This is a genomic window from bacterium (assembly GCA_016699045.1).
GTDB lineage: Bacteria > Babelota > Babeliae > Babelales > RVW-14 > AaIE-18.
In genome coordinates, this window is the sequence record CP064957.1 from 716,375 (window position 1) to 731,901 (window position 15,527).

Sequence of the window (15,527 nt, forward strand, 5' to 3'; positions counted from 1 at the left end):
CAAGGTAATAAGAAATGTTATTTTTAATGCAATTGGCTAAAATATAATGTGTGGCATAGTTTCGTATGTCGGCCATAGATTGTGTCGGCAATTTATTCTTGATGGTCTAACACGCCTTGAATACAGAGGGTACGACTCTGCTGGTATCATCTGTATTGACAACAAGCATAAGCATTTTAACTATCAAAAAGAAGCTGGTGGCGTCGCTTTACTCAAGAAATTAGTTAAAACAACTAAAGTTGATGGTTTTATTGGTATGGGGCACACCCGATGGGCAACACATGGTGTTGTTGATCGAGTAAATGCACACCCTCATTTCAATTGCCATAAAAGCGTTGCTATCGTTCACAATGGCATTGTTGAAGGTTACGATAAAATTCGTGAAGAACTTATTAAAGAAGGTCACGAATTTTATTCGGGAACAGACACGGAAGTTATTGCGCACTTATTTAGCTCTCTTGACTCAACACAAAGATGTTGTGCCTGCCGCTATGGCGCTCACTACTCGGCTTCATGGAGCCTTTGCGCTCGTTATCATGATGGAAGCATATCCGGACCAACTTTTATTAATCAGAAGGCGCTCTCCGCTTGTTATCGGTATCGGAGAAAACGAAATGTTTGCCGCCTCTGATTATATGGCTTTTTCAGATCAAACTAAAACAGCCATGTTTTTACCAGACAACAGCTTTGCAGTAGTAAAAAAAGATTCGGTAGCATTATACGATTTTACCGGCAATCAAATCGTAGCAGAAACACAAACCATTGATCAAACATTTAGCCCTACCGACAAGCAAGGCTTTGAGCATTATATGCTTAAAGAAATTTACGAACAAAAACGAGCAATCAACCGCACGGTCTCTTTCTTTAAAATTATTGGCAACAATCATGGAGCCTCTTCTTTTTCTATTAAAGACGAGTATAGCGATGGTATTTGGCGCCAACTTGGGCTTACCACTTCTCATGTGAAAGAATTAAAATCGCTCAATTTAATTGCTGCCGGCACTTCCTGGCACGCGGCGCGTATCGCTCAATTCTTTTTCGAAATTATTTGTAAAATTCCAACACGCGTTTCGCTGGCATCAGAATTTCATCATATGCCATTTTTCCCTGACTCAAATAGCGTGTACATTTTAATTTCGCAATCAGGAGAGACGGCCGACACACTCCAAGCATTGCGCTTAATTACTGCTGCAAATTTGCAAACAATAGCGCTAACCAATGTTGCCTCAAGTACTATTGTTCGCGAAGCCGACGGATTTATGCCAATGCAGGCAGGCCCAGAAATATCGGTGGCTTCAACTAAAGCTTTTTCCACACAAGTTGCTTCTCTTTACTGGCTGGCAAACCGCATAGCACTTGAACGCGGCATTATCAGTCAACAAGAAATGCATGAAACAGAAGAAGACCTTCTGATTACTGCTGAAATTTTGGAAACCGTTATAGAAACATACAAATTAAGTATTTCGCAAGAACTTGGGAAAAAGTACAGTCAGTACAACAGGTTTATTTTTCTTGGACGCCACATCAGTTATCCTTTTGCATTGGAAGCTTCGCTCAAGCTTAAAGAAATTTCTTATATATTTTCACAATGCTATCCTGCCGGCGAACTTAAACATGGCCCAATAGCACTGATTGATGATCAAACACCGGTTGTCATATTTTCAGTACTTGATGAAACAATTTACTGGAAAATTTTAAGCAATGCTCAAGAAGTCAAAGCTCGTCACGGCCATCTGATTGTCTTTGCATTTGAAGGACAAAAAGAACTCATTAATCTTGCGGATACGGCATTTATCATTCCACAAGTTAAGCCTCTCCTTGGTCCTCTTGCCATGACAGGCATTATGCAATATTTTGTTTACGAAATTACACGAGCACTTGACCGACCCATTGACAAGCCGAGAAACCTGGCAAAATCAGTTACCGTTGAGTAAATGATTTGTCAGAAAATCGCAACTAAGCGATTATTCTAGAAACGTTAATTACTGCATACTACTATCAAAAAAGGACTTGTCATGAACCTTGCTTACTTTATTTCATTTTTTCTCTATTTTGCCATCTTAATAATTGTTGGTATCTCTTTTTATTGCAAACAAAAAGAGGCTGGCGATTTTATGGTTGGCAATCGATCGCTTAATTATTGGGTAACTGCCATTGCAACCCACGCAACTGACATGAGCACCTGGCTCTTTATGGCATATCCAGGCTTGATTTATCGTGAAGGAATGCCTGGTTGTTTGATTGCCGTAGCACTCACGCTTGGCATGCATTTTACCTGGAAATACATCGCACCAAAATTGCGTGTTGCCAGTGAAACAACCAACAGCCCAACACTTATTAGTTATTTTGAAAAACGTTTTAACGATCCTGCCGGCCATATCAGATTGCTAGGCGCCATTATTTCGTTGGTATTTTTTACGTTGTACATTTCTGCCGGCATTGTTGGCCTTGGTCGTGCGGTTGAAGCAGCTTTTGCCGTAAATTATCATATGGCAATTTCCATTGGTACGCTTGGCATTGTTGCCTACACCCTACTCGGCGGCTTTATCGCCATTGCATGGAACGACTTTATTCAAGGCATGTTTGTCTTGTTTATTTTGCTTTTTGTGCCAATGTATGCTGGATGGTATTTGGGAGGCCCTACAGCCATTGTTGAAGCACTCAAACTCAAACATGTTTCTCTTTCGCCATTCCCAGATTTTTCATGGCATACATTATTGCACACTGTTGTTCCTGCCGTTGGTTGGGGCCTTGGCTACTTTGGTATGCCACATATTTTGATGAATTTTATGGGTATTGATAACGTAAAAAATATTAAAAAAGCTCACAGGCTCGGCATCATGTGGCAAATTTTAACAACCATTTTTTCGGCCACATTAATAGGCTTACTTGGTGTTGTATTTTTTGCTAACACCGGTCTTACAGACAGCGAACTGGTCTTTGTAAGAATGGCTCAACAAATGTTTCCACCTTATTTGGCTGGCTTCATCTTGTGCGGTATTTTGGCAGCAGCAATTACTACCATGGATTCTCAAATTCTTGTTGCAGCATCAACTATTGCACAAGATCTTTATCGAAAGTTCTTCAATCCAAAAGTCTCACAAGAACATCTTATGTACATTTCGCGTCTTGGTGGGTTAGGTATTACCGCTATTGCATTTATTTGTGCGTTCAACAACCACGATTCTATTTTAGACCTGGTGTACCACGCATGGTCCGGCCTTGGTGGATCATTTGGCCCTCTGTTACTCGCATCATTTTATTGGCAATCAACTATCACCAAAGAAGGAGCGTTTTCCGGCATCCTGATTGGCGGTTTAGTTGCAGGCAGCTGGCGCTATTTTGAAACAGGTTTTAATGCCCCACTCATTCCCGCTTTTATTATGAGCTTTGTAAGTATTTACCTTGTTTCAAGAATTACGGAAAAAAAACGCAGCCAGAGAACTTAAGAATCTTCAGGAAATAACTGAAGCAATTCATAGACATTTTTAAAGGTTACCAGGTTACACGAACTGGTGACCTTTTGATTTTTAGCAACAAAAATATGTTCCAAACCAAATTTTTCAACTTCTTTAATACAAGCCGCAACCTGATTGGCTGGTTTAATTTGACCAGTCAGGCTCATTTCAGCAATCGCAACCGAATGCCCTGGTAGCGGTTTTTGAAAATAACTTGAAAGCAATGCAAGCGCTATCCCAAGATCGCTTGAACTTTCTTTAATTTTAAACCCACCACTTACTTTAAAAAAGATATCTTGATTACTAAATTTGATATGTAAATATTTTTCAAGAATCGCCGCAATCAGCACAACACGTTTTTGATCAAGACCTGTTACCACACGCTGCGGCATACCAAACTTTGAACTCACGACCAATGCCTGCAATTCAAGTACCAAGGGACGAGATCCCTCAACACTACAAACCAACACCGAACCCGGCGTACTGGAGCTTTCGGCAATAAGTTGCTGATTGATATTGGTTAATTCAACCATACCATGCTCTTCCATTTGGAAAAAACCAACTTCATTAATTGCACCAAATCTATTTTTTACCGAACGCAAAACGCGAGTCTGCCAACGATCTTCAGCATTCAAATAAAATACCGCATCAACAATGTGCTCTAAAACTTTTGGCCCCGCCATCTGGCCTTCTTTGGTCACATGGCCAGTTACCAAGACCGCAACATTATTTTCTTTTGCAAACTTCATGAGCCTAAAACCAACCTCACGCAACTGCGCAACAGTACCTGGAATGACATGCGAATCAAACGAAAGGTGACAATTTTGAATTGAGTCTAAAATAAGAAGGTCCGGCTTGTGTTGCAAGCCGGTAGCAATAATATTTTCTAAATCTGGCTGGTCAGAAAACAGTAAATTGGTAGCACCAACGCCCAGCCGACGCGCTCTATTTTTTACTTGATGCAATGCCTCTTCAGACGAAATATAAATAACTTTGTGGCGCTGCGCAATGCAATGCGCCACCTGCATTAGCAACGTAGATTTTCCAATACCAGGGTCACCCGTCAAAATAATAAAGGAGCCCGGCAATACACCTCCACCAAGCACACGATCCCATTCCTGAATGCCGGCACACATGCGTTCTTGTGTTTCATCTTCAATTTGATTTAAATTAACCAGCGTTGTTGGTTTAATTGCCGCACTATAACTGGTCTTTGAACCTGAAACGTTTGCAAGGACCGAAACTTGCCGCTCAATAAAACTATTCCATTCACTGCAACCAGGACAGCACCCAACCCATTTTACACTAACGTACTGGCAATTGGTGCACGAATAAGACATTTTCTGTTTGACAGCCAACTATGTTCCTAAATATTTGCAGCCACTGCGACTGGTTTTTTTCGATACACGGGCGGCTTGTCGATTTCAAAACAATTTCTGCAACGAGCTTGATAACATTCTTCAGCCCCAACCAAAATCGTTGGATCTTCATAACGAGCTGGCCTACCATTAACAATACGCTGCGTATGGTACGCATCACAGCCACACATAACACAAATTGCTTTTAATTTGGTAACTTCGTCGGCAACAGCCATCAACAAGGGCGTTATACCAAAGGGTTCACCACGAAAATTAAGATCAAGCCCTGCAACAATAACGCGCATTCCTTGGTCGATAAGTTTGCAAATAACATCAATCACTTCAACGGGAAAAAATTGAATCTCATCAAAACCAACAACATCAACATTTTTATGTGCTAATTCCAAAATTTTTTCAACGCCTTGATCAATCAAAAAAGCAAGTCGCTCGCGACCATCGTGAGAAACAATACAGGCCTCATTTTTACGCTTATCAATTGAATGTTTAATAACTAAGACAGATTGTTTGGCAAACTCTGCACGTTTTAACCGACGCATAAGTTCCTCTGTTTTACCTGAAAACATTGAACCACAGACAACTTCTAATCTGCCTTTTTTATTTTTATTATGCATTGTGTATCGGTTCTCCATTCGTTATCAAATTTATGTAGGTAACTTTCTTGAACCAAAGTATACCAAGGTTTTGAGGACTACAAAGAATTCTTTGTAGTCCTCAAAATAAAAAACTAAAAATTATTTACTCAAATAATCCTGGCCCACTAAAAAGCCAACTTCCAAACCAGCTCCATCGTGACTGCGCAGCAGGTGGAACATCATCTGACAATATTTCAGAAGCTTCGCTAGAAACTGGCGCAGCCGCCTCTTGAACCGACGCACCTTTAACATCAGGCAACGTGCGTGCAATAATCTTTTGAGGCCAATTGAACGGGTTCAGCACACTTGATTCAGCAGCTCTTGTTTTATATTCTCCAATAGTTTCAACTCGCTGAACAAGATCTTTTACCTGATTAACTTTATCAGTAAGATTTACCCGCTGATCGAGCTGATCAACAATACCTGTTGCCAAACCTTTATTAGCAACGGGAGCATCTCCAACAACAGGCTCTCCTGACTCTGCCGGCTTTGGTCCATTTACAATAACACCAATATCATTAACTGTTTTAGCAACCAAACCATCAACTTTATCCGCCATACCTTGCGCCGCTTTTTTAACTTCTGGGTTAACCATAAATCGTTCAGCAACTACGTCAGACACTTCTTCCAAAAGCGATTTCCAGACTTCTTTGATATCTCGTTTGATTTTTTCAACACCAACTTTGTTGATGTAATACCCAATAACGCCCACAACAACTAACGTAATTGAGCCATACAACAACCATCGTTTTATGCTTCGTGTTTCAACCAACGGCTCTTGCAATGCGTAAACCTGCATGCGAGAAACAAACTGCGCAATAAGATTTTCATCAAGACTTTGTCCTGATAATGCGCCATTAATAAGACGAAACTCTTTCTTAATCTTTTCAAGATAAAAAACCAATGCCTCTTTTTTTTGTAGGTAATGCAGCTCGCTGTATGAAATGATAAAAATAAAAATAATCGCCTTGGTTAAGGTCGCCCGAAATGGTTTAATTGATTGTTCTTCCAAAACAACTTTATGGTTGTAAATTCGAGAAAAGTCATCACACAAGGTAGCCTGAATTTTTTTAGGCGCCTCTATTTTAGACAATAAACGCTGAAATTCTAAACAAAAGAATTTACTCATGCGCTTAAGTAAAAAGGCGCTGTCAAAGTCACTTTGTTGTTGCAGCCACTCAACCAAGCACAATAGTGAAGCACCATTTTCGGTAAAATGATCATCGATAATTGGATCTATAATGAGATTATTATTATAAAGATCGCCAAAATGACCACTTTTCACTAACTCATAATACACATCTTCAAATGAAGCTTGATGCTGACTGTTTTGTTCTCTTAAATTAAGAACTATCTCTGCTGAGCCACAAGATTTTGGCAAGCAAAATGGCATCATCCCTATCACTATAAAAACGCTGAAAATAAAGACAAAAATATTTCTGATGCTATTTTTCATATTCATTGGTAATCCTTGTTAAATGTACCATCGCGATACAAATGAAAAGCTCATAATCTTAACGCGCCTCGCATTTATGTCAATATGACATACATTTAGCATAAAAAAATAGCGTAAAAGAAGTAAATAATTTTATTATTTATTCACGTTGCAAACAAAATGAAAGCTGGTTGCGGTTTAGCGTAAGTATACGGCACGCGCATATTGCTCGGCCAACAACATGTCTTCGTAGGTATTAACTTCTGCAGCATTATGAACTGTTTCATGAATGCCAATCTTAAGACCATAATGCAAGGGACGCAAAACTTCGATACTTTCTGCCAGCTCTAACGGCGCTTGTCCAAAGTTGGCAATACGCGCAAGAGATGCCTGTGTATAAGCATAAATACCAATGTGTTGATAATAAAATTGCTCAAGATTTTTTTCACGGTAACAAGGGATTGGACTGCGCGAAAAATACAAAGCTCTGTTTGCGCTATCGCTCACAACCTTTACAACATGCGGAGAAAAAATAACACTATCTTCAAAAATACGTTTTTTCAGCGTCCACATATCAGCACCATCATACGAACAACTGTGCAGCAACGCATCAATCATCATCGCCGTAATAAACGGCTCATCGCATTGCCACAAGACCCAGATATCAGCCTTAAGCAATCCCTTTTGAGCAATTTCAATCAATCGATCGGTCCCTGTTGAACAATCAACTGATGTCATAATATAAGGCGCCCCAACTGCTTTAACATACTCGGCCGTAATATCTGAATCTATCGCAAAAACAACGTGATCAAAAAGCTTCACTTTTTGTGTCGCTTCCCAAACCCATTGCAAAAGTGGCTTGCCCAGCAATGGTGCAATAACTTTATTTGGAAAACGCGTCGAGGCTAAACGAGCGGGGATTACGCACACAACAGATTTATTGCCAATCATTTTTTTCCTTTTTCTTCTTCTCTTAGCTTTTTTTTGATGATATCATGACGCTTTATTATGTAACAATCATCGGATACCAAAAATTTCTTATAAAAAAATAACCATGAACAAAGAATACCTAATTATTCAGCAATCATCAATTTTACACGGATCTGTTAACGTCTCTGGCGCCAAAAATGCCGTTCTGGTGATTATCATTTCGTTGATTTTAACCCGCGGCAAATCAACACTACACCATGTCCCCAATTCTGCAGACGTCTTAATTCTTATTCATGTTTTAAGAAATCTGGGAGCTTTGGTAGAATTTAACGCCGAAGATAAAATTTTGTGTGTAGACACGAGCACCATTAATAGCTACGCCATTGATGCAGAAATTATGAACAAAATGCGCGCATCGATCTTGTTCATGGGCCCACTGTTGGGCCGCTTTGGCAAAGCACATGTTGCATTGCCAGGTGGGGACTTAATTGGCGCACGACCAATTAATTACCATCTCCAAGGCTTTGCTAAGTGCGGCGTTAACATCATTGAAAACCGCCCTTTCATCGAAGCTTATTTACCAAAAACAGCAACAACTGATCCGATCAGAATTGTTTTAGAATATCCAAGCGTTGGCGCAACCGAAAATCTCATTATGTTTGCCGCTGTTAGAACTGGTGAAACAATAATTATCAACGCCGCTATTGAACCAGAAGTGCTTGATTTGATTGACGTACTCAAAAAAATGGGCGCCAATATTATCTGTTATCCAGGGCTCATGATAAAAATTATTGGCGTTACTCAACTCAATCCAATAACACACGCCATCATCCCTGACCGCATAGAAACCGGCTCTCTTTTGTTGGCGGCAGCCATCACTAAAGGCTCCATCAATTTGCCAAATGCACGAGCCGACCATCTTGATATGTTTTTGGAAAAATTAAAAGAAATGGGACACGTCGTCAAAACAGGCACCAACCCAACTGACGAATATCCTCTCCAGGGAATTAGTTTACGGGCCAGCAACCATCCCCAGGGAATTGCGGTAAAAACAGGCACCTATCCGGGCTTTCCAACCGACTTACAACCACTTATGATGGCGGCCTTATGCTTGACGCACGGCACTAGCACGATTGAAGAAACAGTCTTTGAAAATCGCTTCATTCACGTAAAAGAGCTTCAAAAAATGGGTGCTGAAATTTCTATCAACGGCCCTATCGCTACCATTCGAAACGTCGATTCACTATATGGATGCGAAGTAATTGCTAACGATATCAGAGCATCATGTGCTCTTGTACTTGCCGGGCTTGTGGCAGTTGGCGAAACTAAAATGACGGGGATTTATCATTGGAAACGTGGCTACGATCAATTAGAAAAAAAATTAGCCCAGCTCGGCGCAGACATTACTCTTGTTGAACATGAACAATCAGCAACAATCTTTACGGAATCATACCTGTAGACAACTCAGCAACTTCACGCGTAATGGCAGATTGTCGCTGCTTGTTGTAATGCAAAACAAGCTTATCGAGATATTTATCAGCATTGGTAGTTGCGCTGTCCATAGCCAAAAATCGAGCAGCTTGCTCTGCTAGTAACGATTGAAACAACACATTCATAATAAAAACTTTGATGTAAGAAACCGCTACACTATCCAAAACATCTTGTGGTTCCTGCTCCCAAACATAGTCCACAGAGGGAGCTTTTGTTTCTTCTGGCTGCTCATTGCTATGATGCACAGATGAACTGGTTTTTTTTGAAAAAATGCCATCCAACGATAACGGTGTAAAAACTGTTTTTGACGGCTCTTGAATAAAAAATGATTTTAAAAAGTTATTAAAAAAAACAATAGAAGATGGAACCGACTTACTCGTTAAAATCTTATTTACTAAATCATTGGCAATACTCATATAATTGCCCGAATTAAGTTCGCTGTAGTGACAAATAACATCGCCCCACGCTTTTGAATTAACAAAACGCATCGCTTTTTGTCCAACAATAATAAAGCGCGGACTTTGATGCTCTTCGATAAATAACGAACGTTCGATATAACGAAATAATGAAGAATTAAAAGAACCACACAAGCCCTTAGCACTTGAAATAATAATGTACAAAGGCGTTGAATCTAAAATATCATCAGGAAACAATAAATCATTTTTCCACTCAATGCCGCCAGAACCGGCAACTAAATCCAGCAAGCAACGCTTAATATTATCCATGTAGTAATCAAGCCCTGTATTTTGCTTTTCAAGCCGTGCATACAGAGACATAGAAACCAAACGAACAGCATGGGTAATCTTGCGCGTCGTTTGAATCGATTTTATTTGTTGCTTAAGTCTTACTAATTCGCTCATGATAAAAACCTCATTTACAAGTACTATACCCCCTAAGCTAAACAAAAAATTGCGGATTTACAACAAATTAAACTATAATTAAAAATTGAGGGGGCGCCAAAAAGCAATTTAAAGGACAGGAATCTTACCGTGATTATAGTTATAGATGGCTACAATCTTTTACGACATATTTTCCCAAAAGCTAAAGGCCTTTTGGATATACAGCGCAGGCAACTGATCGCACAACTTGGTTTGTACAAAAAAAAGAAACAAGAAACAGCTAAAGAAATTATAATAGTGTTTGACGCTGGTCCTTTTGGACACGCTTCTCGCGAAGTTAAAGATGGCATTGTTATTATTTTTTCCGGACAAAAATCATCTGCCGATGATTGGATAATTGAATATGCAGAAAAAAAAGCCGCCCACGATATTCTTTTAGTCAGCCTGGATCGTAAACTTGCTCAAACATGCGAACAATACGGCGTCAATTCTATCGATGTTTTTGATTTTTATAAAATTGTACAAGATGTTTTATTGGAACATGTACAACAATCATCAACGCCCTCTTCTTCAATTATTCAAAAATATGAACCGCTGGAAGATCTAGAAATTTTTTCGACAACGATCGACCAGCAAGCCCTTGATGCACTCATGGAAAGCGCCAGCATTGATACCAAAATTAAAGAACCCAGCCAAGCAAGTAAAGTTTCAAAGAGAAAAGATCGTCTTGGCGTATCAAAAAAGCTTTCTAAACAAGAAAAAAAGCTTTATCATAAAATAAAAAAGTTACACTAATTTTTCAAAAAACCTGCAAATCTACTCATGATCTACGAATTTAATGCCGAGCAGCTACCACACTTTGTTCAGACAACGCTCCTGCCACTCACACAAAAACATCGCATTTTTACCTTTACGGGGCCATTGGGCGCTGGCAAAACCACCACCATTAAAGAAATTTTACGCCAAAGTGGCGTTAAAGAGACCGTAACAAGCCCTACCTTTGGGTATGTTAATAGCTATAAAAATGCCGAAGAAATAACGTTTTATCATTTCGATTTATATCGAATAGGCTCCTTGGACGCATTTATAGCTGCAGGATTTGATGAATATCTCAACGCACCGCAATCTTTATGTTTTATTGAATGGCCGGAAATCATAAAACCACTTCTAGATCAATTGATTGACAAAGAAATTGTTTGCCATATAATACTGTCCTACCATCCAACAAACATCAAGAAAAGACGCTGCGCCTTGGAATAATTAATTTTTTTTTCGAAAAAAGTTGAAATCTTTAGTAAAATAACTATGATAATTCTCACTATCACGTGTAAATAACGGGATAGGGCTTTGTTGAAATAATTTTCGTGGGGAGGTTCCCGAGTGGCCAAAGGGGACGGACTGTAAATCCGTTGGCAATGCCTTCACAGGTTCGAATCCTGTTCTCCCCACCATAATTTTAGAGCGCGGATATTGCGCGGGAATAGCTCAATTGGCTAGAGCGACAGCCTTCCAAGCTGTAGGTTGCGGGTTCGAGCCCCGTTTCCCGCTCCAGAAGAGAATTTTGCTGGCATAGCTCAGTTGGTAGAGCAGCTGATTTGTAATCAGCAGGTCACTGGTTCAAGTCCAGTTGCCAGCTCCATTTTTTGCTACTTTTTGCTCATCACCATGATGCGATTGGTAAAATTTGTGAAAATATAAAAGTTAAGGTAAGCTAGTAACAAGCTGAATTAACATAAAGAAGTCTGAAAATAAAGATCGATAAAGTAAAACGAGAAACAAGCGCCCACGTAGCTCAGTTGGTAGAGCACTTCCTTGGTAAGGGAGAGGTCACCGGTTCAATCCCGGTCGCGGGCTCCAGTTCACAAACCTCATGCTAGTTTTGATGAAAGTTGACCATGGCAAAAAATAGAGTGATTATGCATCTTGAGTGTAAAGATTGTAACCTTAGAAATTATAGTAAAAAAGTCTCTAAGAAACGAGCTTTCGGTAAGTTGGCATTAAACAAATACTGCTCAACATGTCAGAAGCATTCAACACATAAAGAAACTAAGTAGATCTGTAGGTCAGTAGCTCCAATGGTAGAGCAGCGGACTCCAAATCCGCGTGTTGGGGGTTCGAATCCCTCCTGACCTGCCAGTCTCTTTCAAGGTGAAGAAAAGGCAAAGAGCGTAAAAATGAATAAAATTCTCGTGTTTGTTAACGAAGTGAAAAATGAGCTAAGAAAGATTTCTTGGCCAAGTCGAGATGAACTTGTAGGAGCAACTATTATTGTTTGTATCCTTGTACTAGTTCTTTCAACAATTCTTGGTGGCATGGATTTCTTTTTTAGTTTGGTTATAAAAAAAATTATTATGTAGCCTTTTGGGCTTTAAATTAATGCTTTTTTAAAGTAAACTCTATAATTACGTGGGGCTAGATTTAGGCTATGAAACGTTGGTATGTCGTCCAGGTTTACACCGGATACGAAGATATTGTAAAAACCGATTTAGAAAAACGCGTCCAGGAAGAGAATTTAGTTGAATTATTCGGCGAAATTTTGGTCCCAACAGGCGAAGTAGCAAGTTTCTTTGCTGAGGAAAAATCCAAAAAGGAAAAAATTTTTCCTGGGTATTTACTTATCAACATGGATATGACTGGCGAAACATTCAGGATTGTTGCATCAAACCCTCGCGTTACACGCTTTCTGGGCGGGGAAAGTCCAGCTCCTCTTTCTGATAGAGAAGTTGAGCGTATTTTCTCTCAAATGTCTGGAAAATTAGCAATTGCGACAGAGAAAGAAGCGTTTGTAGTTGGAAGCGAAGTCAATATTTGCAGTGGACCGTTTTCTGGTTTTGTTGGCATTATTGATAAGACAGATGATGAAAAAGAACGGCTTACCGTCATGGTTAGCATTTTTGGTAGATTAACTCCAGTTGAACTAGGTTTTGATCAAGTAAAGAAATAGCAATAGGATCACTAAAAGGCAATAACAGTAGGTAGATTTTAGGTAAAATCATGTCAAAAAAAATAAAAGCTAATGTCAGATTACGTCTTCAAGGAGGCGCTGCAACTCCTGCTCCGCCAGTAGGTTCAATGCTTGGTCAACACGGCGTTAATCTTATGGATTTTTGTAAAAAGTTTAATGCGGCAACCGCAAGTCAAAAAGGCGAAGTAGTACCAATTATTGTTACTGTTTACGTTGATAAAACTTTTGACTTTGTTACCAAAACTGCTCCAGTATCAGATTTGCTGAAAAAGAGAGCAAACATCAAGAAAGGTTCTAGTACCCCTGGGAAAGCTTCTGCTGGAACAATTCAGATGAAAGACATTGAAGAAATTGCTAAAATCAAAATGGTCAACTTAAATGCTGTAGACCTTGAAGCAGCAAAGAAAACGATTGCTGGTAGTGCTCGTAGCATGGGCCTTGAAGTTATTGAGTAATATAACGTCGTTATAACTGGTTCATCTTAAAATTAATTATTGAAGTAGGATCTATACATGGGGAACGTTAGTAAAAATCATAAAAAGGCATTACAGCTACTGGCAAACGCTGAAATAACTTCATGCAAGTCAGCATTAGACTTTGTCATTAAAAATGCGTATACCAAATTTGATGAATCAGTTGATGCGGATATTTCACTCGGCATTGATGCGTCAAAGGGCGATCAAACTGTTCGCGGCTCGGTATTGTTACCGCACGGCCTTGGTAAGAAGGTTCGTGTTCTTGTTTTTGCTAAAGGGTCATACGAAGAAGCTGCATTAAAAGCTGGTGCCGACTATGTTGGCGCTGATGATCTTGTAGAAAAAATTGAAGGTGGCTGGATGGAATTTGATGCAGCTGTTGCGACGCCTGATTTAATGGGCCTTGTTGGGAAAGTAGCAAAAGTATTGGGACCTCGAGGATTGCTGCCAAACAAAAAAATTGGCACCGTTACTTTCGATGTTGCAGAAATTGTTTCTGACCTTAAAAAGGGTCGTTTGTCATTTCGTAACGACAAAGGCGGCACCTTGCATGCACCGTTTGGTAAAGTTTCTTTTGGCTCAGAAAAGCTTATAGAAAATCTTGCAGCACTTGTTAAAGCTGTTCAATCATGCAAACCTGCATCCTCAAAAGGTAAGTTTTTAAGAAAGATTACCATTTCATCAACGATGGGTGTTGGCTTAACAATTAATCCTGATGAAATCGGATAAATAAGCATATAAGCAAAAGGAATTAAACCATGAACCGCCAACAAAAAGAAAGTTCTATTTCTGATTTTGTAAAAATTCTTACAGATTCACAAAGCACTATTCTTGTTAAATATAAAGGCCTTAGTGTTAATAACATGCAATCACTCAGACAAAATCTGCGTGAAGATGGCGGTAATTTAAAAATTACCAAAGCACGTCTTATGAAAATTGCTGCGCAACAAGTTGGTTCAGATGTTCAAGGACTTTCTGAATTCAAGGAGCATTTTCATGACCAAGTAGGCCTTGTTTTTAGCAAAGAAGATAATATTTCAGCATTAGCAAAAAGACTTGTAAACTTTTCAAAGGATAACCAATCTTTTGAATTGGTTGCGGGTTTGTATGAGCAACGTCTTCTTTCAGTAAATGAATTAAAAACATATGCTTCTTTGCCTTCTCGAGATGTGTTGTTGGCTATACTTGCTGGCACATTAAAAGAACCAATTGCGCAATTTGCACGAGCTTTGAATTTGATTGCTGAAAGCAGAAAAGAAAATATATAAATAAAAAGCCTTTAAATCTGGGCTAAATACTTGTATATTGTCAATCTGTGTGATAACATAATTGTTATAATAACAGGGTTGAAATAATCAAAAAGTAGATTTTTGAGTAGATTTTGATTGTTGATTAAGTTTTTATTAATAGTAATTCGTTAGTTGTTAGGGAGTTGTCTCATGGCGTCAAGATTGGTTGAAGAAATAAGCAAAATGTCTGTAATGGAACTTGCTGAACTTGTTAAAGAAATTGAAGAATTTTTTGGTGTTTCAGCGGCGGCTCCAGTAGCAGCAGCTCCAGCAGCAGGCAACGCAGCTCCAGTAGCAGAATCTAAATCTGAATTCAAAGTTGTCCTTAAAGATGGTGGTAGCGAAAAAATTAAAGTAATTAAAGCTCTTCGTACCGTAACAACACTTTCTCTTGGTGATGCTAAAAAAGCAGTTGATGAAGTGCCATTTACCGTTTCAGAAGCTGCTCCTAAAGAAGAAGCTGAAAAAATCAAAAAAGCTCTTGAAGAAGCCGGCGCAAAGGTTGAGCTCTCTTAACTCTTTGTTACTTTTTTTACTTTTTTTATTTAGTGCATTTTTGAGAATGCCCATTTTAAGCAATACGTTGTTTTAAAATGGGATTCTCTTGTCATTAGGCGTTTGTGTTCAGATAAG

The 15,527-nt window shown here is 39.2% G+C and carries 17 protein-coding genes and 5 tRNA genes; 17 read left to right on the top strand and 5 right to left on the bottom strand.

All coding sequences use genetic code 11. The annotated features are described in order from the left end of the window. Nucleotides 1–458: 458 nt before the first annotated feature. Together glmS and IPF37_03225 are read left to right on the top strand one after the other, a co-directional pair. Nucleotides 459–1,934, top strand: coding sequence for a glutamine--fructose-6-phosphate transaminase (isomerizing) (gene glmS, locus IPF37_03220; protein ID QQR49825.1), 1,476 nt, complete (start codon nt 459–461; stop codon nt 1,932–1,934). Nucleotides 1,935–2,015: 81 nt separating this feature from the next. Continuing rightward, a complete protein-coding gene (locus IPF37_03225; protein ID QQR49826.1) occupies nt 2,016–3,449 on the top strand; it encodes a sodium/proline symporter in 1,434 nt (477 codons plus the stop codon). Here the strand turns inward: IPF37_03225 and radA are convergent. The 4 genes from radA to kdsB form a co-directional block, all read right to left on the bottom strand. Continuing rightward, entirely contained in the window at nt 3,446–4,798 is a 1,353-nt protein-coding gene (gene radA, locus IPF37_03230; protein ID QQR49827.1) for a DNA repair protein RadA, read from the bottom strand. The two genes, IPF37_03225 and radA, sit on opposite strands and share 4 nt — an antisense overlap. Nucleotides 4,799–4,824: 26 nt before the next feature. Further along, on the bottom strand, nt 4,825–5,448 hold the full coding sequence (locus IPF37_03235; protein ID QQR49828.1) for a thymidine kinase: 624 nt from the start codon (nt 5,446–5,448) through the stop codon (nt 4,825–4,827). Nucleotides 5,449–5,572: 124 nt separating this feature from the next. Beyond that, nucleotides 5,573–6,931: a hypothetical protein gene (locus tag IPF37_03240; protein QQR49829.1), complete on the bottom strand. Its 1,359-nt coding sequence runs from the start codon at nt 6,929–6,931 to the stop codon at nt 5,573–5,575. A 171-nt stretch (nt 6,932–7,102) separates the two neighbouring features. Next, nucleotides 7,103–7,855 carry a 3-deoxy-manno-octulosonate cytidylyltransferase gene (kdsB, locus tag IPF37_03245; protein QQR49830.1) on the bottom strand — a complete coding sequence of 251 codons (753 nt, stop codon included), beginning with the start codon at nt 7,853–7,855 and terminating at the stop codon, nt 7,103–7,105. A gap of 103 nt (nt 7,856–7,958) precedes the next feature. Between kdsB and murA the strand changes: the two genes are divergently transcribed. Next, nucleotides 7,959–9,293, top strand: a complete 1,335-nt coding sequence (gene murA, locus IPF37_03250; GenBank protein QQR49831.1) for a UDP-N-acetylglucosamine 1-carboxyvinyltransferase — start codon at nt 7,959–7,961, stop codon at nt 9,291–9,293. Here the strand turns inward: murA and IPF37_03255 are convergent. Beyond that, nucleotides 9,274–10,185, bottom strand: a complete 912-nt coding sequence (locus IPF37_03255) for a F0F1 ATP synthase subunit gamma (GenBank protein ID QQR48564.1) — start codon at nt 10,183–10,185, stop codon at nt 9,274–9,276. The two genes, murA and IPF37_03255, sit on opposite strands and share 20 nt — an antisense overlap. Before the next feature lie 129 nt (nt 10,186–10,314). On the opposite strand from IPF37_03255, the gene IPF37_03260 reads away from it, so the two are divergent. From IPF37_03260 to rplL, 14 genes are all read left to right on the top strand, one after another. Then, nucleotides 10,315–10,959, top strand: coding sequence for an NYN domain-containing protein (locus IPF37_03260; GenBank protein ID QQR48565.1), 645 nt, complete (start codon nt 10,315–10,317; stop codon nt 10,957–10,959). Nucleotides 10,960–10,986: 27 nt separating this feature from the next. Next, the gene (gene tsaE, locus IPF37_03265) at nt 10,987–11,424 is read left to right on the top strand and encodes a tRNA (adenosine(37)-N6)-threonylcarbamoyltransferase complex ATPase subunit type 1 TsaE (protein QQR48566.1); all 438 of its coding nucleotides are present in this window, start codon (nt 10,987–10,989) and stop codon (nt 11,422–11,424) included. A 106-nt stretch (nt 11,425–11,530) separates the two neighbouring features. Beyond that, a tRNA-Tyr gene (locus IPF37_03270) sits at nt 11,531–11,615 on the top strand. 23 nt (nt 11,616–11,638) lie between these two features. Beyond that, a tRNA-Gly gene (locus IPF37_03275) sits at nt 11,639–11,715 on the top strand. 12 nt (nt 11,716–11,727) lie between these two features. Beyond that, nucleotides 11,728–11,803: transfer RNA gene (locus tag IPF37_03280), tRNA-Thr, on the top strand. A gap of 142 nt (nt 11,804–11,945) precedes the next feature. Continuing rightward, a tRNA-Thr gene (locus tag IPF37_03285) sits at nt 11,946–12,021 on the top strand. 38 nt (nt 12,022–12,059) lie between these two features. Then, complete coding sequence (gene rpmG, locus IPF37_03290) at nt 12,060–12,218, top strand: 50S ribosomal protein L33 (GenBank protein ID QQR48567.1); 159 nt, start codon at nt 12,060–12,062, stop codon at nt 12,216–12,218. A 6-nt stretch (nt 12,219–12,224) separates the two neighbouring features. Beyond that, a tRNA-Trp gene (locus IPF37_03295) sits at nt 12,225–12,300 on the top strand. 38 nt (nt 12,301–12,338) lie between these two features. Further along, a complete protein-coding gene (gene secE, locus IPF37_03300) occupies nt 12,339–12,521 on the top strand; it encodes a preprotein translocase subunit SecE (protein ID QQR48568.1) in 183 nt (60 codons plus the stop codon). 68 nt (nt 12,522–12,589) lie between these two features. After that, complete coding sequence (gene nusG, locus IPF37_03305) at nt 12,590–13,108, top strand: transcription termination/antitermination factor NusG (GenBank protein ID QQR48569.1); 519 nt, start codon at nt 12,590–12,592, stop codon at nt 13,106–13,108. A 50-nt stretch (nt 13,109–13,158) separates the two neighbouring features. Then, complete coding sequence (gene rplK / locus IPF37_03310; protein QQR48570.1) at nt 13,159–13,584, top strand: 50S ribosomal protein L11; 426 nt, start codon at nt 13,159–13,161, stop codon at nt 13,582–13,584. 57 nt (nt 13,585–13,641) lie between these two features. Then, nucleotides 13,642–14,334, top strand: a complete 693-nt coding sequence (locus IPF37_03315; protein ID QQR48571.1) for a 50S ribosomal protein L1 — start codon at nt 13,642–13,644, stop codon at nt 14,332–14,334. 29 nt (nt 14,335–14,363) lie between these two features. Continuing rightward, a complete protein-coding gene (locus IPF37_03320) occupies nt 14,364–14,873 on the top strand; it encodes a 50S ribosomal protein L10 (GenBank protein ID QQR48572.1) in 510 nt (169 codons plus the stop codon). A gap of 171 nt (nt 14,874–15,044) precedes the next feature. Further along, the gene (gene rplL / locus IPF37_03325; protein QQR48573.1) at nt 15,045–15,410 is read left to right on the top strand and encodes a 50S ribosomal protein L7/L12; all 366 of its coding nucleotides are present in this window, start codon (nt 15,045–15,047) and stop codon (nt 15,408–15,410) included. The last annotated feature ends 117 nt before the right edge of the window (nt 15,411–15,527 follow it).